Below are 26,420 nucleotides of genomic sequence, written 5' to 3'. Positions count from 1 at the left end.
GCTCCCTTAGCGTTTTGCCTGCCAGATACGTTGCTGATAATCACGAATCGAGCGGTCGGAGCTGAACATCCCGCAGCGGGCGCTGTTCAAAATCGCCGCGCGCGTCCAGGCCTCCTGGTCGAGGTAAAGCTTATCGGCAAGCTTCTGCGCTTCGGCATAAGCCGTAAAGTCGGCCATGACCAGATAGGGGTCACCGCCCTCTTTGCCGATGCTGTGCAGCATCTGGTCAAAGGCGTGCTTATCGCCTTCGCTGTATTTGCCCTGCTCCAGCTCTTTGAGGATAGCATTCAGCGTTTTGTCTTTTTTGCGCCATTTTACCGGGTCATAGCCTTTGGCTTTCAGGGCCTTAACCTGCTCGACGGTGTGGCCAAAAATAAAGATATTCTCTTCGCCCACCTTCTCAGCGATTTCAACGTTGGCGCCGTCAAGCGTGCCGACCGTCAGGGCGCCGTTCAGCGCCAGCTTCATGTTGCCGGTGCCGGAGGCCTCTTTACCCGCGGTCGAAATTTGCTCGGAGATATCTGCCGCCGGGATCATAATTTCCGCCGCAGACACGCAGTAGTCCGGCAGGAAAACGACTTTGAGCTTGTCGCCCACCCGCGGATCGTTATTGATCGCCTCGGCCACCTTATTGATCGCAAAGATAATATTTTTTGCCAGGTAGTACCCCGGCGCCGCCTTCGCGCCAAACAAGTAAACGCGCGGTACACGGTCCGCGTCCGGATTCTCACGAATATCCTTGTACTGCGCCAGAATATGCAGCAGGTTGAGGTGCTGGCGTTTGTACTCGTGCAGGCGCTTGATTTGCACATCGAACAGCGCATCCGGACTAATCACAATGCCGGTACGCGCCTTCACAAACGCCGCCAGCTTCACTTTGTTCTGGTACTTGATTTCGCGCCAGGTCTGGCGGAACTTTGCGTTATCGGCATGTTTTTCCAGCCCTTCCAGCACGTCGAGATTGTTCGCCCACTCTTTTTTCAGCGTCTTATCAAACAGCGCCGCAAGCGCGGGATTGCACTGCTTGATCCAGCGGCGCGGCGTAATGCCGTTGGTGACGTTATGGAATTTGTTCGGCCACAGCTGGTGGTATTCCGGGAACAGATCTTTAACCACCAGCTCAGAGTGCAGCGCGGCAACGCCGTTAACCGCAAAGCCGCCCACAACGCACAGGTTTGCCATGCGCACCTGCTTGTTATGCACCACGGCCAGCTTCGCCCAGACGGCTTCGTCATCCGGCCAGGTTTTCTCCACCAGCACCTTAAAGCGCTTATTGATTTCATTGACGATCTGCATATGGCGAGGCAGAAGCGCCTTCACCAGCTTCTCGTCCCAGCACTCCAGCGCCTCCGGCATCAGGGTGTGGTTGGTGTAGGCGAAGGTTTTGCTGGTGATAGCCCAGGCATCGTCCCAGCTAAGCTGATGCTCGTCAATCAGCACGCGCAGCAGTTCCGGGATGGCAATGGTCGGGTGAGTATCATTGAGCTGGATCACTTCGTAATCCGGCAGCTCGGCAAGCTTGCGGCCCGCCAGATGATGCCGACGCAGGATATCTGCCACCGAACAGGCGCACTGGAAATACTGCTGCATCAGGCGCAGCTTTTTGCCGTTCAGATGGTTGTCGTTCGGGTAGAGCACCTTGGTCAGCTTCTCGGCGTCGATACCCTGCTGTTCGGCCTTAAGGAATTCACCGTCATTAAATTTCGTCAGATCAAACGGATGGGCATGCTTTGCCTGCCACAGGCGCAATGGCTGCGCCACGCCGTTTCGGTAGCCCAGCACCGGTAAATCCCAGGCTTCCCCCTGGAAAATAAAGGCGGGTTCCCAGCGCTGGTTTTTCCCGCTCTTCACCACCTTACCACCGACGCCCACCTGCACATCCAGCGCGCTGTTGTGGCGGAACCACGGGTAGCTGCCGCGCTGCCAGTCGTCCGGAGCTTCCATCTGCTTGCCGTCCTTAAAGGACTGCCGGAACAGGCCGTACTGATAATTCAGTCCATAGCCGATAGCCGACTGCCCGACCGTTGCCATCGAATCCAGGAAGCAGGCCGCCAGTCGCCCTAACCCACCGTTTCCTAATGCAGGGTCCGTCTCTTCCTCCAGCAAGTCTGTGAGGTTAATCTGGTAATCCTGCAGCACGTCGCTCACCTCAGAGAACCAGCCAAGGTTAAGCAGGTTATTCCCGGTCAGGCGGCCAATCAGAAACTCCATCGAGATATAGTTGACGTGGCGCTGTTTAGCCTCGGGTTTTGCCGCTGGCTGAGCCGCTAAAAGCTCTGCAAGCGCGCCGCTGACGGCGTGCCACCACTGATGCCGGGTCATTTCGCTGGCATCCTGGAGACCGTAACGCTGCCACTGGCGCGTCAGAGCGGACTGGAACTGTTCTTTACTGAAGATCGGCTGTGACATAGGGGATCCGTCCTGTAATGTTCGAAAATCATTACCCGATAGTGTGCCGGGCAGCCTGGGTGACTTCCTCATCCCGGTGCGTAATCGGCGGGGAGGAGTCGTGAGGATGAGCGAAAAATGTGATCTCTGCCACTCGATGCGGCGATGTAACGGGTTTCAGCCACGCTGGCGCAAGGAGTGAGCAATCATATTCATGAAAAAAATGGAACTGTGACAGGGTGCAACTTACGGAGCACGGAAAGTTCAACAATCTTGCAATAAAGGGCATTCTGGCCGACCTTATCCGTAAGCATTAATTACGAAGCGTAAAAAAAATCGAATCCCAGAACATTTCCCTCCATGATCCCTTATGTAGCGCGGTAATTCCGCCCTTTGGTGTGGAAGATGTCGGGGCAATTTTTACACAGTGAAGTGATCAACTATGTTAATCCCATCCAAATTAAGTCGCCCTGTTCGGCTGGAAAACACTGTGGTTCGCGACCGGCTGTTGGTGAAGCTTTCGACTGCCGCCAACTACCGCTTAGCACTGATCGCCAGCCCTGCCGGTTATGGTAAAACTACCCTGGTCTCCCAGTGGGCTGCTGGGCGAAAAGAGCTGGGCTGGTATTCTCTTGATGAAGGGGATAACCAGCAGGAGCGCTTTGCCAGCTACCTGATTGCCGCCGTACAGTACGCCACCGGCGGACACTGTATAAGTAGCGAAATCATGGCGCAAAAACGGCAATATGCCAGCCTATCCTCGCTTTTTTCCCAACTTTTCATCGAGCTGGCCGGCTGGGATAAGCCGCTATATCTGGTGATAGATGATTACCACCTGATTGCCAATCCGGTGATTCATGAAGCGATGCGCTTTTTTATTCGCCATCAGCCGGAAAACCTGACGCTGGTCATTCTGTCGCGCAATTTGCCGCAGCTTGGCATCGCCAACCTACGCGTACGCGACCAGCTGCTGGAAATCGGCAGCCAGCAGCTCGCCTTTACCCACCAGGAAGCGAAGCAGTTTTTTGACAATCGCCTGGCAACGCCAATCGAGCAAGCGGACAGCAGTCGTCTTTGTGACGACGTTGCGGGCTGGGTCACGGCACTCCAGCTGATTGCCCTCTCCGCACGCCAGAGCAATACGCCGGCCCAGCACTCCGCACGCCGCCTGTCGGGGATCAACGCCAGCCATCTTTCAGACTACCTGGTGGATGAGGTACTGAATAACGTTGACGCCGATACCCGCAACTTCCTGCTGCGAAGCTCTATCCTGCGCTCGATGAATGATGCGCTTATCGCCCAGGTCACCGGCGAAGAGAATGGTCAGATGCGGCTGGAAGAGATCGAGCGCCAGGGCCTGTTCCTCCAGCGGATGGACGACTCCGGCGAATGGTTTTGCTTCCATCCGCTGTTTGGCAGTTTTCTGCGCCAGCGCTGCCAGTGGGAGCTGGCCGCAGAGTTACCGGACATTCACCGGGCCGCAGCAGAAAGCTGGATGGCGCAGGGGTTCCCCAGCGAGGCGATTCACCACGCGCTGGCGGCGGGGGATGCCAATATGCTGCGCGATATCCTGCTGGGCCACGCGTGGGCGCTGTTTAACCACAGTGAGCTGACCCTGCTGGAAGAGTCGCTTAAGGCGTTGCCGTGGGAGAGCCTGCTGGAAAACCCAAAACTGGTGCTGCTGCAGGCCTGGCTGATGCAAAGCCAGCACCGCTATAGCGAAGTCAATACCCTGCTGGCGCGCGCCGAGCAGGAGATGAACCTGGTCATCGACGACACGCTGCACGGCGAATTCAACGCCCTGCGCGCTCAGGTTGCCATCAACGCGGGTGACCCGGCTGAAGCCGAGCGCCTGGCCATGGTGGCGCTGGAGATGCTGCCGCTGGCTAATTTCTACAGCCGCATCGTGGCCACCTCGGTCCACGGTGAGGTCCTGCACTGCAAAGGCGACCTCACAAAGTCACTTTCCGTCATGCAGCAGACGGAGCAGATGGCGCGCCGCCACGATGTCTGGCATTACGCCTTGTGGAGCCTCATTCAGCAGAGCGAAATCCTGCTGGCCCAGGGGTTCCTGCAGGCCGCCTGGGAAACGCAGGAAAAAGCCTTTGTGCTGATCCGCGAGCAGCATCTTGAGCAGCTGCCGCTGCACGAATTCCTGCAGCGCATCCGCGCTCAACTGCTCTGGGCGTGGGCGCGACTGGATGAAGCCGAAGCGGCGGCACGCAGCGGCATGGAGGTCCTTTCCAGCTTCCAGCCGCAGCAGCAGCTGCAATGCCTGGCGCTGCTGGTGCAGTGTTCTCTGGCCCGCGGCGACCTGGATAATGCTCGTAATCACCTTAACCGCCTTGAAAATTTGCTTGGGAACGGTCCCTGGCACAGCGACTGGGTCTCCAACGCCGACAAGGTAAGGGTGATCTACTGGCAAATGACGGGCGATAAGAAGTCAGCGGCCAACTGGCTGCGCCAGACGCCGAAGCCGGAATTTGCCAATAATCACTTCCTGCAAAGCCAGTGGCGTAACATCGCCCGCGTCCAAATCCTGCTGGGCGAGTACGGACCGGCAGAAATGGTGCTGGAAGAGCTAAACGAAAATGCCCGCAGCCTGCGCCTGATGAGCGACCTCAACCGCAACCTGCTGCTGCTAAACCAGCTTTACTGGCAGGATGGGCGTAAAAGCGACGCTCAGCGCGTGCTGCTGGAAGCCCTGTCGCTGGCAAACCGCACCGGCTTTATCAGCCACTTTGTGATCGAAGGGGAAGCGATGGCGCAGCAGCTGCGCCAGCTCATCCAGCTGAACACGCTGCCGGAGCTGGACCAGCATCGTGCTCAGCGCATCCTGCGCGAGATAAATCAGCATCATCGCCACAAATTTGCGCACTTTGACGAGAGCTTTGTGAACCGGCTGCTCAACCACCCGGAAGTGCCAGAGCTTATTCGCACCAGCCCGCTGACGCAGCGTGAGTGGCAGGTACTGGGGTTGATTTACTCAGGCTACAGCAACGAGCAGATCGCCGGGGAACTGGACGTGGCGGCCACCACCATAAAGACGCATATCAGGAATCTGTATCAGAAGCTGGGCGTAGCGCACCGCCAGGACGCGGTACAGCATGCGCAGGAATTGCTGAAGATGATGGGGTATGGGGTTTAATCGGAAACGCTCTGGAAACGGGCTTCTGGGATATCCCCTCTCCCTTTGAGGGAGAGGGTTAGCACGAGGCAGCGTCACCGCTGCAAAGCTGTTTACGATGCCAGGGACAGCCCTGACTTAGCGGCCTGCTTTACCAGCCACTGCGCCACCCGCGCCTGCTGCTCTTCGTTGAGCCACATGCCCAGCTTGGTGCGACGCCACAGCGCGTCTTCAGCACATCTTACCCACTCATGCTCCGCCAGGTAACGCAGCTCGGCTTCATAAAACTCATGGCCAAAGTCTTCACCCAAATCGCTCAGGCTTTTCGCATCGCCAATAACCAGATCGCTGTTGCTGCCGTAGGTACGAGCCAGATGGCGGGCAAGGCTTTCGGTCAGGAAAGCGTGGCGACGACGCAGTTTCGCCGCATAGTCATCCCGATCGCCGCCGATATCACCGCCGGGCAGACGACAATCTTTGGTCCAGGCCGGTCCGATATTAGGGTAGTAACGCTCAAGCTTATCCAGCGCGTGTTCGGCGAGTTTACGGTAGGTGGTTAACTTACCGCCAAACACCGACAGCAGCGGAGCCTGACCGTTTTCGTCATGAATATCCAGAGTGTAGTCACGGGTCACGGCCTGCGGAGAGTCAGATTCATCGTCACACAGAGGACGCACGCCGGAATAAGTCCAGACAATATCGTCTTTGGTCAGCGTCTTTTTAAAGTGGGCGTTGTAGACGTTCAGCAGGTAACTGACCTCTTTCTCGTCAATCTGGACCGCTTTCGGGTCGCCGTGATACTCCACGTCGGTGGTGCCGATAATGGAAAATTCATCCATCCACGGGATCACGAACACGATGCGTTTATCTTCGTTTTGCAGGATGTAAGCCTGCTTCTGGCTATGCACGCGCGGCACCACAATGTGGCTACCTTTGATCAGGCGGATACCGTAAGGAGACTGCAGGTGCAGGCCCTCATCGAAGAAGGTTTTCACCCATGGGCCGGTCGCGTTAACCAGACCTTTAGCGTGCCAGGTAAAGGTTTCACCGGTATCAATATCCTGCGCTTCAACCACCCACAGACCGTTCTCACGAGTCGCTTTAATAGCGCGAGTGCGGGTTTTTACTTCCCCACCCTTGCGGGTCACCATCTGGGCGTTAGCCACCACCAGTCGGGCATCATCCACCCAGCAGTCGGAATATTCGAATCCGCGCACGATTTCCGGCTTCAGCACGGAGTCTGCGCCAAAACGCAAGCTGGTAGAGGACGGCAGGCTGGTACGTTTTCCCAGGTGGTCGTACATAAACAGACCGGTGCGGATCATCCACGCCGGACGAAGGTGCGGGCGATGCGGCAAACGGAAACGCATCGGGAAGGCAATATGCGGCGCCATTTTCAATAGCACTTCACGCTCGGCCAAAGCCTCGCTCACCAGGCGAAACTCATAGTGTTCCAGGTAGCGCAGGCCGCCATGAATCAGCTTAGAGCTGGCGGAAGAGGTGGCACAAGCCAGGTCCTGCCCCTCCAGCATTAACACGGATAACCCGCGGCCAGCGGCGTCCGCCGCAATACCCGCGCCGTTGATTCCACCGCCAATTACAATCAGATCTTTGGTTTCCATGTTGCCCTCACGCACTTTCGTTAAAGCTCAAAAATGTTCGATATCGCTCATGATAGCAAGTGTTCGTCCGCTTTGGTAACGAAATAAAAACATTTCTACGTGATATGGATAACATATTGGCGTTAATATCAGCGCCAGCAGGGCCTGATGCCTTAACATGCCCTTTGTTTCCTTTCTTTCTCGACGAGTAAAACCATGGATCAATTTGAATGTATTGGTGTGGAAGAAGCACACCAGAAACTCCAGCAGCAGCAGGCGGTATTGGTAGATATCCGCGATCCGCAAAGCTTTGCCATGGGACACACGCCGGGGGCCTACCACCTCACCAACGACACGCTGGTGAATTTTATGCAGCAAACCGACTTCGAGACGCCGGTCATGGTGATGTGTTACCACGGCAACAGCAGTAAAGGCGCAGCTCAGTATCTGCTGCAGCAGGGTTACGACCAGGTTTACAGCATCGACGGCGGTTTTGATGCCTGGCACCGCCATTTTCCTGCCGAAGTCGCTCACGACGCGTAAAGTTCAGGCGTTTGCGCTCCCTGCAGGTATACTGCTTGCCTTTGTACGGCTTTATAGACGAACTTGGTTAAACTTTCATGATCATGATCACCTCTTTCGCCAACCCGCGCGTGGCGCAGGCTTTTGTCGATTACATGGCAACTCAGGGCGTAATCCTTACTATTCAGCAGCATACGCAAAGCGATGTCTGGCTGGCAGATGAAAGCCAGGTACAGCATGTGCGTGCGGAGCTGGAAAGGTTCGTCGCTAACCCTGGTGACCCTCGCTACCAGGCTGCCAGCTGGAGCACCGGCCACAGCGGCGTAGCATTCAGCTACAAACGCTATCCGTTTTTAGCCACTATCAAGGAGCGCGCAGGGCCGCTGACGCTTATCGTCATCGGCGTGTGCATCGCGCTGTTTGTCCTGCTGAATATCGTCGGCTTTGGCCCGGTAATTTCCATACTTGGCTGGCCGCTGGTGGCCGAGCAGCGCTTTGAGATTTGGCGTTATTTCACCCACGGCCTGCTGCATTTCTCCTTGATGCACATTCTCTTTAACCTACTATGGTGGTGGTATTTAGGCGGCGCAGTGGAAAAGCGTCTTGGGACCGGCAAACTGCTTACGCTGACGCTGATCTCCACTCTGCTGAGCGGCTTTATGCAGGCGAAGTTTACCGGCCCGCTGTTTGGCGGCCTGTCGGGCACGGTGTTTGCCCTGATGGGCTATGTCTGGCTGCGTGGAGAGCGGGATCCCGAAAGCGGTCTCCAGATGCAGCGGGGCCTGCTGGCCTTTGCGGTGATTTGGCTGGCTATTGAGGTGTTTACCCAATCCTCCGTCATTCCCGCCCACCTCACCGGCATGCTGGTCGGGCTGGCGATGGCGCTGGTAGACACCCTGAATGCGCGAAAACGAACATAACAACGCTGGAGTAGCTTGTGAAGCAAACACAACGTCATGACGCGATTATTGAACTGGTTAAGCAGCAGGGATACGTCAGTACCGAAGAGTTGGTGGAACAGTTTGCCGTCAGCCCGCAAACCATTCGCCGCGATTTGAACGACCTGGCCGATCAGAACATGATCCTGCGCCATCACGGCGGCGCAGCCCTGCCCTCCAGCTCGGTCAACACGCCCTGGCACGACCGAAAGGCGACGCAGACCGCTGAAAAAGAGCGTATTGCCCAGAAGGTAGCGAGCCAGATCCCTAACGGCGCCACGCTGTTTATCGATATCGGTACGACGCCGGAGGCCGTGGCTCACGCCCTGCTTAACCACAGCAACTTGCGCATTGTGACTAACAATCTCAACGTCGCTAACACGCTGATGGCGAAAGAAGATTTCCGTATTATCCTGGCGGGTGGGGAACTGCGCAGCCGCGATGGCGGCATCATCGGCGAAGCGACGCTCGACTTTATTTCCCAGTTTCGCCTCGACTACGGCATTCTCGGCATCAGCGGTATCGACAGCGACGGTTCACTGCTGGAGTTTGACTACCACGAAGTTCGCACTAAGCGCGCGATCATCGAAAACTCCCGCAGCGTCCTGCTGGTCGTAGACCACTCGAAGTTCGGCCGTAATGCGATGGTGAATCTGGGCAGCATTAGCCTGGTGGATACCGTCTATACGGATGTGACACCGCCTGCGGGAGTGATGCAGGTGATTAAAGAGAATAACGTGCAGCTGGAGCTGTGCTGAGGTTTTACCCTAATGGCAGGGAGAAAGGAACATCGCCGTTCTGGTCCCCTCTCCCCAATGGGGAGAGGGTTAGGGTGAGGGGAGAATCTACAATCTTACCGGCTTAATATGCCAAATCTCGTCGGCGTACTCCTGAATCGTCCTGTCTGACGAGAAGTAGCCCATATTGGCGATATTATGCATGGTATGGATGGTCCACTCTTCCGGCTGCTGGTAAAGCTCATCCACTTTATCCTGGCAGTCCACGTAGCTGCGGTAATCCGCCAGCACCTGGTAGTGATCGCCGAAGTTAATCAGAGAATCAACCAGGTCACGATAACGCCCAGGTTCGTCGGCATTGAAGGTGCCGGTGGCGATTTGCGTCAGCGCCTGGCGCAGCTCTTCATCCTTCTCGTAATACTCACGCGGATTGTAGCCTTTGCGGCGCAGCGCCTCGACCTCTTCCGCCGTGTTGCCGAAGATAAAGATATTGTCCTTGCCCACATGCTCCAGCATCTCAACGTTGGCGCCGTCCAGCGTGCCGATAGTCAGTGCGCCGTTGAGAGCGAACTTCATGTTACTGGTTCCGGAAGCCTCGGTGCCAGCCAGCGAGATTTGCTCAGAGAGATCCGCCGCCGGAATAATGAGCTGCGCGAGGCTGACGCTATAGTTGGGAACAAACACCACCTTCAGCTTATCTTTCACCAGCGGATCGTTGTTAATGACCTCTGCTACGTCGTTAATAAGGTGGATAATGTGCTTCGCCATGTAGTAGGCCGATGCCGCTTTACCCGCAAAAATCGTCACCCGGGGTACCCACTCCGCTGACGGGTCGGCCTTGATGCGGTTATAGCGGGTTATCACGTGCAGGACATTCATCAGCTGCCGCTTGTACTCGTGAATACGCTTGATTTGCACGTCGAACAGCGCATCCGGGTTAACAACCACGTTGAGCTGCTGGCCGATATAAGTCGCCAGCCGTTTTTTATTGGCCAGCTTGGCTTTACGGACCGCCTGATGCACCGTCGGGTAATCGATATGCTGTTTTAGATCGTTCAGCTGGCTCAGATCGGTACGCCAGGTCTGCCCGATATTCTCGTCCAGCACTTCGGAAAGCGCAGGGTTGGCGAGTGCCAGCCAGCGGCGCGGCGTAACGCCGTTCGTTTTGTTGCTGAACCGCATCGGGAAAATGCTGGCGAAGTCGGCAAACAGGGACTGCACCATCAGGTTCGAATGAAGCTCAGACACGCCATTGACCTTGTGGCTAACCACCACCGCAAGCCACGCCATGCGCACACGCCTGCCGTTGGATTCATCGATGATAGACGCCCTGCCCAACAGTCCGGTGTCGTCCGGGTACTGCTCCTGCAGCGTCTTCAGGAAGTAATCGTTAATTTCAAAGATTATCTGCAAATGGCGCGGCAGGATCTTGCCGAGCATCTCTACCGGCCAGGTTTCCAGCGCTTCGCTCATCAGGGTGTGGTTGGTGTAGGAGAAGACCTGGCAGGTGACCTCAAACGCCTCTTCCCATTCAAACTTATGTTCGTCAATCAGCAGCCGCATCAGCTCGGGAATCGACAGCACCGGATGGGTGTCATTCAGGTGGATCGCAATTTTATCCGCGAGGTTGGCGTAGGTTTTATGCAGCTGATAGTGGCGACTCAGGATGTCCTGCATGGTGGAGGAAACCAGGAAATACTCCTGGCGCAGGCGCAGTTCCCGGCCCGAGTAGGTGGAGTCATCGGGATAAAGCACGCGGGAAACGTTCTCTGAGTGGTTTTTATCCTCCACCGCCGCAAAATAGTCGCCCTGGTTAAACTTACCCAGGTTTATCTCGCTGCTCGCCTGAGCGTTCCACAGCCTCAGGGTGTTGGTCGCGTCGGTATCGTACCCCGGAATAATCTGGTCATAGGCTACGCGAGGATCTCTTCAGTTTCGACCCAGCGCGACTTTTTGCCTTCCTGCTGAATACGCCCGCCGAAACGCACCTTGTAGCGCGTATTGTGGCGCTTAAACTCCCACGGATTGCCGTACTCCAGCCAGTAATCCGGCGACTCTTTCTGGCGGCCATCAACGATATTCTGCTTAAACATACCGTAGTCGTAGCGAATGCCGTAGCCTCGCCCCGGTAAACCCAGCGTGGCCATAGAATCAAGGAAACAGGCGGCGAGACGGCCAAGACCGCCGTTGCCAAGGCCGGGGTCGTTCTCCTCGTCAATCAACTCTTCCAGTTCAAGCCCCATCTCCTCGAGGGCGTTTTTCACATCTTCATAAATGCCGAGGGAGAGCAGCGCGTTCGACAGCGTACGTCCGATAAGAAATTCCATCGACAGGTAGTAAACCTGGCGGACATCCTGCGACAGCTGGGCCCGGTTAGAACGTAACCATCGCTCAACCAGCCGGTCACGAACGGCAAAAAGGGTGGCGTTCAGCCATTCATGTTTATTGGCGATAGCAGGGTCTTTCCCTATCGTAAACATTAACTTATAGGCAATGGAATGTTTCAGTGCCTCGACACTCAGCGTGGGTGATGCATAGGAAAAGGGTGCGTTCATATCAGTGATTCCTGGTGTATGGGTAATTACAACAAGCGTTGATAAAGGTCGCGGTATGCCTGCGCCGCTACCTGCCAGCTAAAATCCATATTCATCGCCTGCCGCTGCACAAAACGCCACAGCGACGGACGGGACCACAGCACGAAAGCACGCCGGATCGCGCGGAGCAGCGACCAGGCATTACTGTCTTCAAATACAAAACCGGTCGCCATACCGTCCGCCAGGTTTTCCAGCGAGGTATCAGCCACGGTATCGGCCAGGCCACCTGTTCGCCTTACCAACGGCAAAGTGCCGTATTTCAGGCCGTAGAGCTGTGTTAAGCCGCAGGGTTCAAAGCGACTTGGAACCAGAATGACGTCCGCGCCGCCCATGATGCGGTGGGAAAATGCCTCGTGATAACCAATTTGTACCCCAACCTGGCCAGGATATTCGGCCGCTGCGGCCAGGAACCCTTCCTGCAGCACGGGATCTCCGGCTCCCAGCAGCGCCAGCTGCCCTCCCTGCTCCAGTAACCCGGGCAGCGCTTCAAGCACCAGATCGAGCCCTTTCTGGCTGGTCAACCGGCTGACTACCGCAAACAGCGGCACTTTGTCATTCACCTTGAGCCCCATCGCTATCTGAAGCTGGCGTTTGTTCTCTGCCTTCTCTTCCAGCGCATCGCGGGTGTAGCGTGAAGCCAACAGCAGATCGTTTTTCGGGTCCCAAATTTTATCGTCAACGCCGTTTAAAATACCCGACAGCCGCCCCTCACGCTGGCGCTGGCGCAGCAGCCCCTCCATGCCATAGGCAAAATGCGGATCGGTTATCTCCCGGGCATAGGTAGGGCTGACGGCGGTAATATGATCGGCGTAATAAAGCCCGGCCTTCAGGTAGGAGATCTGCCCGTAAAACTCCAGTCCATTCATGTCGTAGAACCACCACGGAAGCTCGATTTCACTTAAGTGGTGAGCATAGAACATCCCCTGATAGGCAAGGTTATGCACGGTAAAGACCGATTTCGCAGGCCGCCCGCGCGCGGCCAGATAGGCCGGGGCCAGCCCGGCGTGCCAGTCGTGGGCATGCACCACATCCGGGTGCCAGAAAGGATCAAGCCCACAGGCCATTTCCGCGCCTACCCAGCCAAGCAGCGCAAATCGCAGCACGTTGTCCTGGTAAGCAAACTGATTGGTGTCGTGATAGGGGCTTCCCGGCCGGTCATAGAGATGAGGCGCATCAATCAGGTAGATCCCAACGCCATTGTAGTGACCGTAGAGCAGGCGCATCTCGCCTGCGAACGTCTGTCGGTGGGCAACCACCTGAATATCTTCGATTCCTCGCCTGATATCAGGAAAGGCGGGAAGCAGCACGCGTGTATCGACGCCGCCGGCGATTTGTGCCGCCGGTAAAGCGCCCAGCACATCCGCAAGGCCGCCTGTTTTTAGCAGAGGAAACATCTCGGAACAGACATGTAAGACCTGCATTATCGCTCCCATTTTCGGAAAGTCGCGGCGCTGTGTTAGCCATCAGGCAACGCCAAACGATAAAATAACCGCGCACGGCATTACCCGTGCGCAGGCTAATCTTCTACGCGCTTTAGCTCTACAGCTTCGCCAGCATCGCGCGCGTAACCAGTACAATGCCCTCTTCAGAGCGATAGAAACGGCGGGCATCCTCTTCTGCATTCTCGCCAACCACCATCCCCTCGGGGATTACGCAGGCGCGGTCGATAATGCAGCGGCGCAATCGACAGGAGCGGCCGACGATAACGTCCGGCAGCAGAACGGATGAGTCGATGTTGCAAAATGAATTAATGCGCACCCGCGGAAACAGCACCGACTGCACAACCACCGAGCCGGAGATAATGCAGCCGCCGGAAACCAGCGAGTTCAGCGTCATGCCGTGGCTGCCGGAGCGGTCCTGCACAAACTTCGCGGGCGGCAGCGGTTCCATGTGGGTTCGGATGGGCCAGGCCTGGTCATACATATCCAGTTCCGGCATCACCGAGGCCAGGTCGAGGTTCGCCTTCCAGTAGGCTTCCAGCGTTCCCACATCGCGCCAGTAAGGCTCGGCGTTAGGATCGGACTGCACGCAGGAGAGCGGGAACGGGTGAGCATAAGCCTCTCCCGCCCGCGTAATTTTAGGAATGATGTCTTTGCCAAAATCGTGGCTGGAGGTCTCATCCTGGTCATCTTCCTCCAGAAGTTTGAACAGGTAATCCGCATCAAAGATATAAATCCCCATGCTTGCCAATGACTTACTGCTGTCATTTGGCAACGTTGGCGGGTTTTCCGGCTTCTCCACGAAGTCGACAATCTTTTCATCAACGTCCACCGCCATCACGCCAAACGCCGAAGCCTCTGCCACCGGCACAGGCATGCAGGCCACGGTGCAGCGTGCGCCCTTCTCGACGTGATCGATCAGCATGCGCGAGTAGTCCTGCTTATAAATATGGTCCCCGGCGAGGATCACCACATACTCGGCGTCATAGCGGCGGATAATGTCCAGATTCTGGGTCACGGCGTCCGCCGTTCCGCGATACCAGTTTTCACCATGCACCCGCTGCTGGGCGGGCAGCAAATCCACAAACTCGTTCATCTCTTCGCTAAAAAAAGACCAGCCGCGCTGGATATGCTGCACCAGGGTGTGTGATTGGTACTGAGTAATCACCCCAATACGGCGAATACCGGAGTTAATGCAGTTGGAAAGTGCAAAATCAATAATGCGGAACTTGCCGCCAAAATGGACCGCAGGTTTGGCGCGTGTCGACGTAAGATCCTTCAGCCGGGTCCCGCGGCCGCCAGCCAGAATTAGCGCAACGGATTTGATGGGCAGCTGGCGGGCCAGCATCAGCGGATCGTTTTTCTCAAACCTGACCATAACGAACTCCTTTTTCATGACTTATGGAACACGCAGACTCCGTGCGCAGGACCATGCCATAAGACCATCACGACCGGGTTGTCCTCTCCGGCAAATGGAGGAACGGCGCGCCATTCCCCTTCAGGTAGAACGATGTCCGCAACGTCTTCGGTTGCGTTAATGGTTATCAGCCAGCGATCGGAAAGCTGGATTTGCAGGCGGTGAACGCCACACTGCCACTCATCGACGCTCAGGGGCTGCGCTTCTTTGTTCAGCCAGCGAACGTTGTCGTCCCCGACTTCCCACCAGCGGTTGGCGGTCAGCGCGGGAATAGCCTGCCGCAGGTGAATGAGCGCCGCAGTAAAGGAGGCCAGCCCGTCGTTTCCCTGCTCCCAGTCGAGCCAGGTGAGCACATTGTCCTGACAGTAGGCATTGTTGTTGCCGTGCTGGCTGTGACCGTGCTCATCTCCGGCGAGCAGCATCGGCGTTCCCTGCGAGAGCAGCAGCGTGGTCAGCAGCGCATGTACGCTGTCGCGACGCCGTTCCTTGGTAATCAGATTGGCTTCAAGTCCTTCATAGCCATAATTATTGCTAAAGTTGCTTTGGGTGCCGTCGCGGTTATCTTCGCCGTTGGCTTCGTTATGTTTCTGGTTAAAACTCACGCAGTCCCGCAGCGTAAATCCATCGTGAGCGGTGACGAAATTAATGCTGGTGGAGGGCAGCCTTTCTCCGTGGCGATAGACGTCGCTTGAGCCGGCAAAACGGCAGGCGAATCCTCCCAAAGAGAGATCCTGCCGCAGCCAGAAGCGGCGCATACCGTCCCTGAAATGATCGTTCCATTCAGCAAACAGCGGAGGGAAGTTACCCACCTGATACCCCCCCTGGCCAATATCCCAAGGCTCGGCGATAAGCTTCACCTGCGACAGGTGCGGATCGTTTTTGATCGCCTCAAACAGCGGCGCATCCTGACGGAATTCTGGCGTGCGTCCCATCACCGAGGCCAGGTCAAAACGAAAACCGTCAACGTGGAAGCTGTCCACCCAATAGCGCAGGCAATCCGTCATCTGGGCAACCACGCCCGGCGTGCTTAAATTCAGGGTATTCCCGCAGCCGGTCCAGTTCTGATAATCGCCGTTGTCCATTAACCAATAATAGCTACGGTTATCGATTCCGCTCAGCGACAGGGTTGGCCCGTCCTTATCCAGCTCGGCGCTATGGTTCAGCACGATGTCGAGAATGACCTCAATGCCGGCCTTGTGCAGCGCTTTGATTGCCCCTCTTAGCTCATTGGCCGCCCTGTGGGGATTCCGATCGACCGCGTAGTAGCTTTCGACGGCATAGAAAACGCGTGGGTTATAGCCCCAGTAATTGCTAAGGCCGAGCTGTGAAATACGAGGTTCGGTAACAAAATGCGCCACGGGCAGCAGCTCGATGGCCGTGATCCCCAGGCGTTTGAAATAGTCGATCATCACCGGATGGCCCAGCGCCGCATAGGTACCACGCTGCTCTTCAGGGATCCCTGGATGAAGCAGCGTGAGCCCGCGAACGTGCGCTTCGTAGATAACCGTGTTGCCCCAGGGCGTCCGCAGCGGCTGGTCATCTTCCCAGTCAAATTGCTCTCTGACCACGACACACTTCGCCATGTATGGCGCGCTGTCTTCAGGATCGGGTTGATCGTAGCCGCAGTGAAAATGCGGATGATCTTCAACGCCGCCCACCACTACGCGGGCGCAGGGATCGAGCAGCAGTTTGGCAGGATTAAAGCGGTTTCCTTTTTCCGGCTCCCATGGCCCGTGAACCCGGTAGCCGTATAACAGACCCGGTTTGCCCTCCGGCAAATAGCCGTGCCAGATATCCCCGGTGCGCGACGGCATGTCAAAGCGCCGCTCGTGGCCATGTTCGTCGAACAGACAAAGCTCTACCTTCTCCGCATGCACCGAATAGAGCGTGAAGTTGACGCCCTTGCCGTCATAGCTGGCACCATAGGGAGCCGGATGGCCCTGAGTCAGCTGCGTCATGCTTCACCTTCCCGCACCAGCCAAAGGGTAGACAGCGGCGGCAGCGTAATGCACAGCGAATGCTCACGCCCGTGGCTCGGCACCGCCTCACTCCGCACCGTGCCGCTGTTGCCAGCGTTGCTGCCGTGATAGTGCATGGAGTCGGTATTCAGCTCCTCGCGCCAGCGTCCCGGCTGATGAATACCGAAGCGATAGTGGTAACGCGGCACCGGCGTAAAGTTACTGGCGACGATCACTTCATTTCCCTCGGCGTCACGCCGTACAAAAACAAAGACCGAATTCGCCTTATCTTCCACCACCAGCCATTCAAAGCCGTAGTCGTCAAAATCCAGCTGATGCAAAGCCGCATGACGCCGGTAGGTATGATTCAGGTCGCGGACCAGGCGCTGCACGCCGTGGTGCCAGTTATCGCCGCCCTGCAGTAAATGCCAGTCGAGGCTGCTGTCGTGGTTCCATTCGCGCCCCTGGGCAAATTCATTGCCCATAAACAGCAGCTTCTTACCGGGGAAGGCCCACATCCAGCCATAGTAGGCTCGCAGGTTAGCGAACTTCTGCCAGGCGTCTCCCGGCATGCGGTCGAGAATCGATTTTTTGCCGTGAACGACTTCATCGTGCGAAAGCGGCAGGACGAAGTTTTCGGTACTGTTGTAGAGCATACCGAAGGTCATTTTATCGTGATGATGCTGGCGGTAGATCGGATCAAGCTTCATGTAATCGAGCGTGTCGTGCATCCAGCCCAGATTCCATTTAAACCAGAAACCCAGGCCGCCCATACTCGGCGGACGCGAGACGCCGGCAAAATCGGTGGACTCTTCCGCCATCGTCACCGCGCCCGGCGTTTGCTCGCCGATAATGCGGTTGGTATTGCGCAGGAACTCAATGGCTTCCAGATTTTCGCGACCGCCGTACTCATTCGGCACCCACTCCCCCTTCTCCCGGCTATAGTCGCGATAAATCATTGAGGCCACGGCATCCACCCGCAGGCCGTCTATGCCAAAACGCTCAATCCAGTAGAGCGCGTTGCCAACCAGATAGTTACAGACTTCACGTCGACCATAGTTGTAAATCAGCGTGTTCCAGTCCTGGTGATAGCCTTCACGCGGGTCGCTATGCTCATACAGCGCGGTACCGTCAAAGGTTGCCAGCCCGGCGTCATCCGTCGGGAAATGCCCTGGCACCCAGTCGAGCAAAACGTTAAGCCCGGCCTCGTGGGCGGTTCTGATGAGGTAGAGAAAGTCGTCGCGCGTGCCAAAGCGGCGCGTGGGGGCATAAAGCCCCTGAGGCTGATAGCCCCAGCTGCCGTCAAACGGATGTTCGTTAACCGGCAGCAGCTCAAGATGGGTAAAGCCCATCTCCTTGACGTAGGGAATAAGCTGATCAGCCAGTTCGCGGTAGCTAAGCCAGAAGTTATTGTCGCTATGGCGGCGCCAGGAGCCGAGGTGTACTTCATAGATTGAGATTGGCTGGTCAAAACCGTTGGCTTTTTGCCGCTCAGGGCTAAGCGTAGTTTTTTCCGGCAGACCGCAAATCAGAGAGGCGGTTTCGGGACGCATTTGCGCTTCAAAAGCGTAGGGATCGGCCTTAATGCGCAGGTTTCCGTCGGCATCCAGCAGCTCAAATTTATACAGCTGCCCGTTGTGCGCTCCGGGGATGAACAGTTCCCAGATACCGCTTTCCCGCCGCAGCCGCATCGGATGCCGGCGGCCATCCCAGTAGTTAAACTGCCCGACGACGGAGACACGCCTGGCGTTCGGCGCCCAAAGCGAGAAGCGTATTCCCGCTACGCCATCCATCGTGTCGGCGTGCGCTCCCAGCGTTTCATAGGGGCGTAAATGGGTCCCTTCGGACAGTAGCCAGCTATCCAGCTCCTGAATCAGAGGGCCAAAACGGTAGGGATCGTCGATCAGGTTTTCCTGACCGTGCCAGACCACCGCAAGCTGGTAGCGAAAGAAATTTTTACGACGAGGAATCAGTCCGCAAAAGAAGCCCCGGGAATCGAGGCGCTCAAGCTGACCCACTTTGCGGCCCGTTTTCGGCTCAATAACCCAGACTTCGGTGGCGTCAGGCAGCAGCGCGCGGACTTCGAGCCCGGCGTCGGTTTGGTGCATCCCCAGCAGGGAAAACGGATCGGCAAAGTGACCCGTAATGAGCGCATCGATCACGTCTCTTTCCGGCAGAACAGGCATGGTATTTTCCTTTTTTATGTGCCGCCAACGCCCCCCGCTACGCCGCCGCGCAGGTACGACACTTATCATTGACCTGACGAACGGCGCTTAACTCCTGTAAGCCGGTTCGCCCAATACTCGCCAAAACGCAGACGCGTGCTGACTTAAGCATAGCCAACGCTTTATTAACTCCTCGTGAAATATCTTAATAACGTTGTTTTACCCCATATTGCGGCGCTGTGTTTTAGCATCGGATGGGATAGTGAGTTTTTCAGGAAGAACAGAATCAGTAGCATTGGCAACCTCCGGTCATTGGTTGCATGTCGCCAGTGGACTTTGCGGGAGTTCCATCCCGACGTCTGATTGTGCGGGTGTACAGAAAAGATACTCCTGCCTACCGGCTGCAACAATATCTATTCCCGCAATACAGATCGCAAAACCACCATTCGAAACCGCTATATCAACAACTATATAGCGATGGCATGACCCGCATCAAAAACGCTTCAGCGCTTTTCCCTTTAACTGTTCACGCTGCACCTCACATCCCTAACACTATAAAAATAAAGGTTTTCCCAATGCGTACTGTTTTATCACCCCTGGCACTTTGCCTCTTTACGCCGCTCTCTCTCGCCGCACTTTCGGATGTCGAAGACGTTATCGTGGTGACGGGCGACAGCCGCAACGTACAGCAGCAAACGTCCTCCCTGGTCTCGGTGAGCCGTGAAACGATGGAGCAACAGGGTAGCCTGACGGTGGCCGATGCCCTGCAGCATGTGCCGGGCATTCAACTTCGCTACGGCGGCCAGGGCGTACCACAGCTTGATATTCGTGGCTATAAGTCGCGGGACATCACCTTTCTGGTCAACGGCGTACCGCAAAACAGCGCGTGGAATAGCCAGTTTGATCCGCAGCTCATCCCGGCAGGGATGATTGAACGCATCGATATCATCAAAGGCGGTTCCGGCTCACTGCTGTACGGGTCCGGCGGCTTCGGCGGCGTGATTAACGTCATCACCCGCCAGGGCGATAGCGAACCGCAGAGCACGCTCGCCGTCGGCGCGGGCAACGGCGGGCATTACACCGCAAACGCCAGCACCCACGGGGCCGCCGGGGCGCTGGATTATGCCGCAAGCTACGCCTGGGACAGCAAAGAGGGCTTTCCCATGGCGGCAGATTTCACCCCCATCGGGCAGCAGGGCGACGGACGGCGCAGCAACAGCGATAACCGCAATCACACCCTCGCCACCTCTCTCAACTGGCAGGCCAGCGAAGCTACTCGCCTGGGGCTCAACCTCAACTATCGCCACGATAGCTGGGGCGTTCCCGATAAGCTGGGCGGCAACGGCACGGGCGGTGGCGGTGGCGGTGGCGGTGGCGGTGGCGGGAAAGGTAACGCGAAAGCCGGAGGAGGCGGTAGCGGCCCGGCGTGGAACACTATGCGGGTCGATCCGCTGGAACACTACGATGTACAAACCACGTTCTCCCACCAGCTGGCAGGCAGCAACACCCTGCGCGGCTACGCCTGGTATAGCCACGAAACCCGAGACAATCCGTATCTTGCGAAATCTGTCGAACGCCTGCAGCGCACCCGCACGGAGAGCTATGGCAGCAACCTGCAGTGGATAAGCCAGCTGAGCCGTGAACATACGCTCACCAACGGCGTCACCCTCGCGGAAGACCGCTGGCGCTGCAGCGGCGACGACTGTACAGCGCAACAAAACCGCCACCGCATCGGCCAGCAGGAGTGGGTAGCGGAATATCAGTTCCAGCCCAATGACAGGCTTGGAGTGACGCTCAGCGGTGCGCTGTATCATAACGATCGCGCCGGAGGTACAGACTACGCCGCACAGGCAGGGGGCTACTGGTACCCCTGGCAGGACACTCGTCTTTTCACCACCGCCGCGCGGCGGATCCGCTTCCCGGATCTCAGCCAGCTGTACGACATCGAGTACGGCAACCGCACGCTGGTACCAGAAACCTCGCACTACTTCGAAGTCGGCGTCGAGCAAGTTTTACTGAGCCGCGTTCAGCTCAAGCTTAGCGCCTCGGTCAGCGATGTTTATCACTCTATAGAAAAATCAGCGCTGACCGATCGTTTCACTAATTTCGATCGCTACCGATTCTGGAACATCGAGCCGGGGGTTCACTATTTTATCTCTGAGAGCACCGATCTGGCCCTGGGCTACTCGTGGCTGAAGGCTGAGAACAAAGGCGATGACACCAGCCGCTCAGCGCTGCAGGGCCGTCCCACCCACAGCGCGTGGCTGGCGCTGAACACCCGCCTGCCGCTTGATCTCTCGGCCTCAATCAGGGCGGAGAGCTTTTGGGACTCGGTGCAGTACCAGGGCCAGAGCGAAACGCCGGTGAAGCTCGACAACTATACCCTGGTGGGCCTCAGCCTCTCCGGGCCGTCGCCGTGGGCGCCGCTCACCTGGCAGATCGCGGTCAATAACCTGTTTGACGAAAACTATGCCCAGGCGCTGAACCTTCCGCGCCCAGGCCGCGAGTACCTGCTGCAGTTAAAAATGAATTTTTAAAGGAACCGACCATGTTGAATCTTCGACAACCCCTCTGCGGCGCGCTGCTGCTGACCACCCTGCTCACGCCCTCTATTACCCGTGCACACCAACCCTCGCCTGCGCACATCCGGGTAGCGGTGATCGGCGGGATGATGTACTCGAACCTCTGGCAGACGCTCAGCGCCCGCTTCGAGCAGCAGCATCCGGAGTACCGTATTGAGGTGGTGGCAAAAGGCCAGCGGCCAAAGCTTGCAAAGGCGATGGAGGAAGGCAAAGTTGACCTGCTGACCATGCACTCCGGCGATATTACGACCGATTTGGTTGCCAACGGCCACGGGATCCATATGCGACCGTGGACGCGTAACGATCTGGTTATCTGGGGGCCGAGGGAAGATCCGGCGGGTATTCGTGGGATGAAAGACGGCGCGCTGGCGCTGGCGAAAATCGCCGCCAGCAAAAGTCCGTGGATAGATTTTCAGGGCATCGGGCCGCGAGAGATGGCGCACAGCCTGTGGGCCCGTGCCGGGGTGCGTCCGGAAGGTGACTGGGTTTTGAAAGACAGTTTACCCGGCGGGCACGGCATCCTGAGCCAGATTGCTGACCGCCACGCCTATATCATCACCGGGCGGATGCCGGTGCTGCTTGGCAAGTGGACGCCAGATCCGCGCGTCGAGATCCTCGTTGACGGTGACCCGACGATGCGCCGCCCTTATATCGTGATGGAAACCAACCCGCTTCGTCATCCCGGGGTGAACAGCGCCGGGGCACGGGCGCTGGCAGATTTTCTGCTAAGCCCAACTACCCAACGCTTTTTGCTGAGCTACGACGGCAGCGTGAAGGACGGCAAGCCTTTGTTCTACCCGGTCTGGCCGCAGTGTAAAAGCCGCCAGCCCGCCTAGTGCGACTAAGCGTTACCTCACAAGCAGCAAATGGCAGGCAAAAAAAGAGGGGCCACAAGGCCCCTGAGACTGCTGACACAGTTCATTTACCTTAAAAGGCCCGAACTTCGGTCTAATAAAAACAATGAATTGTGTTCTCTGGTTTACCCCAAACATCCGAAAACCACGTTTTTCGGGTGTTTGTCATCAAACTGAGGGGCCACAAGGCCCCTCCGGTAACTACGTATAACTATGCCAGCGACCGCAGCATTCTGCGCAACGGTTCGGCGGCGCCCCACAGCAGCTGATCGCCGACGGTGAACGCGGAGAGATACTCAGGCCCCATGTTCAGCTTACGCAGTCGGCCTACCGGCGTAGAGAGCGTGCCGGTCACCGCGGCTGGCGTCAGCTCGCGCATGGTGATCTCGCGGTCGTTTGGCACCACTTTCGCCCACGGATTGTGTGCGGCCAGCAGTTCTTCTACGGTTGGGATGGAAACATCTTTCTTCAGCTTGATGGTAAACGCCTGGCTGTGGCAGCGCAGCGCGCCCACGCGCACGCACAGACCGTCCACCGGGATCGCCGAAGAGGTGGCCAGGATTTTGTTGGTCTCTGCCTGACCTTTCCACTCTTCACGGCTCTGGCCGTTGTCGAGCTGCTTGTCGATCCACGGGATCAGGCTGCCGGCCAGCGGCACGCCAAAGTTATCCACCGGCAGTTTTCCGCTGCGGCCAAGCTCGGTGACCTTACGTTCGATATCCAGGATTGCCGAAGCCGGGTTCGCCAACTCGGTGGAAACCTCACCGTAAAGCTGCCCCATCTGGTTCAGCAGTTCACGCATATGGCGCGCGCCGCCGCCGGAAGCGGCCTGGTAAGTGGCAACGGACACCCAGTCAACGAGGTCATTAGCGAACAGGCCGCCGAGGGACATCAGCATCAGGCTCACGGTACAGTTACCGCCAACGAAGGTTTTAACGCCTTTGTTCAGGCCTTCCTGAATCACGTGCTGGTTGACCGGGTCAAGGATGATAATCGCGTCATCTTTCATGCGCAGAGAAGAAGCCGCGTCAATCCAGTACCCCTGCCAGCCGCTTTCACGGAGCTTTGGATAGATTTCGTTGGTATAATCGCCGCCCTGGCAGGTCACTATGATATCCAGCGCCTTCAGCGCTTCCAGATCAAAGGCGTCCTGCAGTGTACCGCCGGTCGTGCCGGCAAATGTAGGGGCTGCCTGCCCAAGCTGGGAAGTGGAGAAGAAAACCGGATGAATGGCGTCAAAATCGCGCTCTTCCACCATGCGTTGCATGAGTACAGAGCCGACCATACCGCGCCAGCCAATAAAACCAACATTTTTCATAGCGACTTAATCCTGCAGAGATGATTGCGTGTGTAAGCGCTGGCAGTGAGCCAGAACATCACTCCACCTTACAAAATGCAGCCAAAGTCGCAAGTGAAATTAATCAATGATATCCGCCGTGTCAGAAACAAAGCTTATTAATAGAAACACCTTGCCAGATTTTGGGGAAAACAGATGACTGAAATCATATCCGCAGCGGTACTCCTGATCCTGATTATGGACCCGCTCGGCAACCTGCCGATCTTTATGTCGGTACTAAAACATACGGAGCCAAAGCGTCGCCGGGCCATCATGATCCGCGAACTGCTGATTGCCCTGCTCCTGATGCTTATCTTCCTGTTCGCTGGGGAGAAAATTCTTGGTTTCCTGAATTTGCGAGCGGAAACCGTTTCAATCTCCGGCGGCATTATTCTGTTCCTGATCGCCATCAAGATGATTTTCCCGGGCCAGGAAGGCAGTTCGTCTGGCCTGCCCGCCGGTGAAGAGCCGTTTATCGTGCCGCTGGCAATTCCGCTGGTCGCGGGTCCCTCTCTGCTGGCTACGCTGATGCTGCTGTCGCACCAGTACCCCAACCAGATGGGGCATCTGGTGGCCGCGCTGATGCTGGCCTGGGGCGGTACCGTCGCGATTCTTCTGCAGTCATCCCTGTTCCTGCGCCTGCTGGGTGAAAAAGGGGTTAACGCCCTCGAGCGTCTGATGGGGCTGGTGCTGATTATGATTTCCACCCAGATGTTCCTCGACGGGATCCGTGCCTGGATGCGGGGATAAAACAAGGCCCTCTGCCTAAAAGGGAGAGGGCCTGATCAGAAGCAACAAAAAAGGCAGCCTCCGATGAGAGCTGCCTTTTTTCTGGTCAGAATGTTTTAGCTCAGCAGGCTGAAGGCAATCATCCCGACAATCGCCCCGGTAGTGCCGAGGATGGTTTCCATCATCGTCCAGGTCTTCAGCGTCTGCGCTTCGGATGCGCCGGTAAACTTACCGAACAGCCAGAAGCCCGCGTCGTTCACGTGGCTCACGACGATAGAGCCGCCCGCGATACAGACAGACAGCGCCGCCATCTGCGCGCCGTTATAATGCAGCTGTTCGATCACCGGCATCACCAGGCCAACGGCTGTCAGGCAGGCTACGGTAGCGGAGCCCTGAATAATACGTACCGCCGCCGCCAGCACGAAGCAGGTAATGGCGATAGGCAGGCCCATACCGGTCAGCGCTTCACCCAGAGCCGGGCCCACGCCGGAGTCAACCAGCACCTGTTTGAACACGCCACCGGCACCGATAACCAGCAGGATAATGCCCGCTGGCTGCAGCGCCTGGCCGCACACCGCCATCACTTTCTCTTTATCCATTCCCTGGCGGTAAGCCAGGCCATAAATCGCCACCAGACAGGCCACCAGAATCGCGGTGAACGGGTGGCCGATGAACTCGAGCCATTCGTACAGCGAGGAGCCCGGCGCAGTAAAGCGAGCGGCAATCGTTTTCAGACCAACCAGCACCAGCGGCAGCAGAATCAACGACAGGCTAAAACCAAAGGAGGGCAGCTTGCCTTCGCCCAGGTGCGGCTCAGAGATATCGTCGGGGATTTTCAGCTCAACAAATTTGCTGATGAAGTTCCCGAACAGCGGCCCGGCAATGATCATGCCCGGGATCGCGGCGCACAGGCCAATCAGGATCATCCAGCCAAAGTCGGCGTGCATTTGCGATGCCAGCAGCATCGGCGCTGGCCCCGGCAACAGGAACGCGGCAGCGGCGGCTACGCCCGCAAACAGCGGGATCACCAGCTTCACCAGATTGGTGCCGGTATGGCGCGCCATCGAGAACGCCACGCTGATCAGCAGGACAATGGCCACCTCAAAGAACAGAGGTAGCGCACAAATCAAACCCGCCAGGCCGATCGCATAGTGCGCACGGCTGTGGCCGAACGATTTCAGCATCTTGACGGCTATCTGATCCACCGCGCCGGTTTCATGCAAGATTTTGCCGAACATGGCGCCAAGCGCGACCACAATAGCCAGGAAGCCCAGCGTACCGCCCATGCCCTTCTGCATGGTATCGGCGATTTTGTCGAGCGGCATGCCGGAGAACAAACCGGCGCCAATAGAAACCACCATCAAGGCCACGAAGGCGTGCATACGTGCCTTCATCACTAAAAACAGCAGTAACAGCACGGAGCCGACTGCCGTTAAAACAAGCGTTAATGTACTCACTCTGCGCTGCCTTTGTTGATTAATGCGAGGGTGCTGGCGACAACGCCGTCCAGCGGCTGATCGATATCCACAACCAGTACGTCTTTCTCATCCGCCTGGGGCTCTTCCAGGGTTTCGAACTGGGTCACCAGCATCTGAGTTTTAAAGAAGTGGCCTTTGCGGGCCTTCAGACGGCTTTCGATCACCCCGAAATCGCCTTTCATATAGATAAAGGAGAGGTTCGGGTTACCGTCACGGAGCAGATCGCGATAGTGTTTTTTCAGCGCCGAACAGACGATCAGCGAAACTTTGTTGGTACGCTGCATCGCAAACGCGGCGTCATTTAACGCCTTAAGCCACGGGGTGCGGTCGTCGTCGTTCAGCGGCTCGCCAGAGGCCATTTTCAGGATATTGCTGCGGGGATGCAGGAAATCGCCGTCAAGAAACGCGGCGTTCAGCCGATGGGCAACTTCGCTGGCAACGGCGGATTTACCGCTGCCGGAGACGCCCATCAGGACATAAATATGGTGGTCGTGATTAGTAGTGCTCATGATGGCTCCGACTCTGAAACAAGCAATACGCCTGATCTTGTTACGG

General features: G+C 57.0%; 16 protein-coding genes and 1 pseudogene. 7 read left to right on the top strand and 10 right to left on the bottom strand.

The window, feature by feature from the left end:
- Nucleotides 1–6: 6 nt before the first annotated feature.
- Entirely contained in the window at nucleotides 7–2,409 is a 2,403-nt protein-coding gene (malP, locus tag EL098_RS00735; RefSeq protein WP_126354251.1) for a maltodextrin phosphorylase, read from the bottom strand.
- A 421-nt stretch (nucleotides 2,410–2,830) separates the two neighbouring features.
- On the opposite strand from malP, the gene malT reads away from it, so the two are divergent.
- Entirely contained in the window at nucleotides 2,831–5,536 is a 2,706-nt protein-coding gene (gene malT / locus EL098_RS00730) for an HTH-type transcriptional regulator MalT (RefSeq protein WP_126354250.1), read from the top strand.
- Nucleotides 5,537–5,628: 92 nt separating this feature from the next.
- Here the strand turns inward: malT and glpD are convergent, their stop codons facing one another.
- On the bottom strand, nucleotides 5,629–7,137 hold the full coding sequence (gene glpD, locus EL098_RS00725; protein ID WP_126354249.1) for a glycerol-3-phosphate dehydrogenase: 1,509 nt from the start codon (nucleotides 7,135–7,137) through the stop codon (nucleotides 5,629–5,631).
- 195 nt (nucleotides 7,138–7,332) lie between these two features.
- Between glpD and glpE the strand changes: the two genes are divergently transcribed.
- The 3 genes from glpE to EL098_RS00710 all read left to right on the top strand — a co-directional run bounded on the left by glpE (nucleotide 7,333) and on the right by EL098_RS00710 (nucleotide 9,334).
- Entirely contained in the window at nucleotides 7,333–7,659 is a 327-nt protein-coding gene (gene glpE, locus EL098_RS00720) for a thiosulfate sulfurtransferase GlpE (RefSeq protein ID WP_126354248.1), read from the top strand.
- A gap of 77 nt (nucleotides 7,660–7,736) precedes the next feature.
- Nucleotides 7,737–8,558 (top strand): rhomboid family intramembrane serine protease GlpG, encoded by an 822-nt coding sequence (gene glpG, locus EL098_RS00715; protein WP_126354247.1) that lies wholly within the window; start codon nucleotides 7,737–7,739, stop codon nucleotides 8,556–8,558.
- A 17-nt stretch (nucleotides 8,559–8,575) separates the two neighbouring features.
- Nucleotides 8,576–9,334 (top strand): DeoR/GlpR family transcriptional regulator, encoded by a 759-nt coding sequence (locus tag EL098_RS00710; RefSeq protein WP_126354246.1) that lies wholly within the window; start codon nucleotides 8,576–8,578, stop codon nucleotides 9,332–9,334.
- 87 nt (nucleotides 9,335–9,421) lie between these two features.
- On the opposite strand, the pseudogene glgP reads toward EL098_RS00710, so the two are convergent.
- The 5 genes and pseudogenes from glgP to glgB all read right to left on the bottom strand — a co-directional run bounded on the left by glgP (nucleotide 9,422) and on the right by glgB (nucleotide 18,907).
- A pseudogene (glgP, locus tag EL098_RS00705) lies at nucleotides 9,422–11,868 on the bottom strand (glycogen phosphorylase).
- A gap of 26 nt (nucleotides 11,869–11,894) precedes the next feature.
- A complete protein-coding gene (gene glgA / locus EL098_RS00700; RefSeq protein WP_126354245.1) occupies nucleotides 11,895–13,328 on the bottom strand; it encodes a glycogen synthase GlgA in 1,434 nt (477 codons plus the stop codon).
- A 118-nt stretch (nucleotides 13,329–13,446) separates the two neighbouring features.
- Nucleotides 13,447–14,724: a glucose-1-phosphate adenylyltransferase gene (gene glgC, locus EL098_RS00695; protein WP_126354244.1), complete on the bottom strand. Its 1,278-nt coding sequence runs from the start codon at nucleotides 14,722–14,724 to the stop codon at nucleotides 13,447–13,449.
- A 14-nt stretch (nucleotides 14,725–14,738) separates the two neighbouring features.
- Entirely contained in the window at nucleotides 14,739–16,721 is a 1,983-nt protein-coding gene (gene glgX / locus EL098_RS00690; protein ID WP_126354243.1) for a glycogen debranching protein GlgX, read from the bottom strand.
- Complete coding sequence (gene glgB / locus EL098_RS00685) at nucleotides 16,718–18,907, bottom strand: 1,4-alpha-glucan branching enzyme (protein ID WP_126354242.1); 2,190 nt, start codon at nucleotides 18,905–18,907, stop codon at nucleotides 16,718–16,720. The genes glgX and glgB overlap by 4 nt, the downstream gene beginning before the upstream one ends.
- Before the next feature lie 554 nt (nucleotides 18,908–19,461).
- On the opposite strand from glgB, the gene EL098_RS00680 reads away from it, so the two are divergent.
- Nucleotides 19,462–21,423 carry a TonB-dependent receptor plug domain-containing protein gene (locus tag EL098_RS00680; protein WP_164716753.1) on the top strand — a complete coding sequence of 654 codons (1,962 nt, stop codon included), beginning with the start codon at nucleotides 19,462–19,464 and terminating at the stop codon, nucleotides 21,421–21,423.
- Nucleotides 21,424–21,434: 11 nt separating this feature from the next.
- Nucleotides 21,435–22,304, top strand: coding sequence for a substrate-binding domain-containing protein (locus EL098_RS00675; protein WP_126354240.1), 870 nt, complete (start codon nucleotides 21,435–21,437; stop codon nucleotides 22,302–22,304).
- A gap of 229 nt (nucleotides 22,305–22,533) precedes the next feature.
- Here the strand turns inward: EL098_RS00675 and asd are convergent, their stop codons facing one another.
- Nucleotides 22,534–23,640, bottom strand: a complete 1,107-nt coding sequence (asd, locus tag EL098_RS00670) for an aspartate-semialdehyde dehydrogenase (RefSeq protein WP_126354239.1) — start codon at nucleotides 23,638–23,640, stop codon at nucleotides 22,534–22,536.
- Between the two features lie 174 nt (nucleotides 23,641–23,814).
- Between asd and EL098_RS00665 the strand changes: the two genes are divergently transcribed.
- Nucleotides 23,815–24,408, top strand: coding sequence for a YhgN family NAAT transporter (locus tag EL098_RS00665; protein WP_126354238.1), 594 nt, complete (start codon nucleotides 23,815–23,817; stop codon nucleotides 24,406–24,408).
- A gap of 95 nt (nucleotides 24,409–24,503) precedes the next feature.
- Here the strand turns inward: EL098_RS00665 and gntU are convergent, their stop codons facing one another.
- On the bottom strand, nucleotides 24,504–25,844 hold the full coding sequence (gene gntU / locus EL098_RS00660; protein WP_126354237.1) for a gluconate transporter: 1,341 nt from the start codon (nucleotides 25,842–25,844) through the stop codon (nucleotides 24,504–24,506).
- Nucleotides 25,841–26,374 (bottom strand): gluconokinase, encoded by a 534-nt coding sequence (gene gntK / locus EL098_RS00655; RefSeq protein WP_126354236.1) that lies wholly within the window; start codon nucleotides 26,372–26,374, stop codon nucleotides 25,841–25,843. Before gntK ends, gntU begins: the two co-directional genes overlap by 4 nt.
- Between the last annotated feature and the right edge of the window lie 46 nt (nucleotides 26,375–26,420).

Origin of the sequence: Cedecea lapagei, from assembly GCF_900635955.1 — a bacterium.
Taxonomy (GTDB): domain Bacteria; phylum Pseudomonadota; class Gammaproteobacteria; order Enterobacterales; family Enterobacteriaceae; genus Cedecea; species Cedecea lapagei.
The sequence above is the reverse complement of the archived record's forward strand: the minus strand, read 5'-3'. Positions and strand labels throughout refer to the sequence as shown.

Bases quoted from the DNA above. Each gene is read 5' to 3' on its own strand.
- glpG (WP_126354247.1), top strand. From the start codon at position 7,737: ATGATCATGATCACCTCTTTCGCCAACCCGCGCGTGGCGCAGGCTTTT.
- glpD (WP_126354249.1), bottom strand. From the start codon at position 7,137: ATGGAAACCAAAGATCTGATTGTAATTGGCGGTGGAATCAACGGCGCG.
- gntK (WP_126354236.1), bottom strand. From the start codon at position 26,374: ATGAGCACTACTAATCACGACCACCATATTTATGTCCTGATGGGCGTC.
- malP (WP_126354251.1), bottom strand. From the start codon at position 2,409: ATGTCACAGCCGATCTTCAGTAAAGAACAGTTCCAGTCCGCTCTGACG.
- asd (WP_126354239.1), bottom strand. From the start codon at position 23,640: ATGAAAAATGTTGGTTTTATTGGCTGGCGCGGTATGGTCGGCTCTGTA.
- glgC (WP_126354244.1), bottom strand. From the start codon at position 14,724: ATGGTCAGGTTTGAGAAAAACGATCCGCTGATGCTGGCCCGCCAGCTG.
- malT (WP_126354250.1), top strand. From the start codon at position 2,831: ATGTTAATCCCATCCAAATTAAGTCGCCCTGTTCGGCTGGAAAACACT.
- EL098_RS00680 (WP_164716753.1), top strand. From the start codon at position 19,462: ATGCGTACTGTTTTATCACCCCTGGCACTTTGCCTCTTTACGCCGCTC.
- EL098_RS00665 (WP_126354238.1), top strand. From the start codon at position 23,815: ATGACTGAAATCATATCCGCAGCGGTACTCCTGATCCTGATTATGGAC.
- glpE (WP_126354248.1), top strand. From the start codon at position 7,333: ATGGATCAATTTGAATGTATTGGTGTGGAAGAAGCACACCAGAAACTC.
- EL098_RS00675 (WP_126354240.1), top strand. From the start codon at position 21,435: ATGTTGAATCTTCGACAACCCCTCTGCGGCGCGCTGCTGCTGACCACC.
- glgB (WP_126354242.1), bottom strand. From the start codon at position 18,907: ATGCCTGTTCTGCCGGAAAGAGACGTGATCGATGCGCTCATTACGGGT.
- glgX (WP_126354243.1), bottom strand. From the start codon at position 16,721: ATGACGCAGCTGACTCAGGGCCATCCGGCTCCCTATGGTGCCAGCTAT.
- glgA (WP_126354245.1), bottom strand. From the start codon at position 13,328: ATGCAGGTCTTACATGTCTGTTCCGAGATGTTTCCTCTGCTAAAAACA.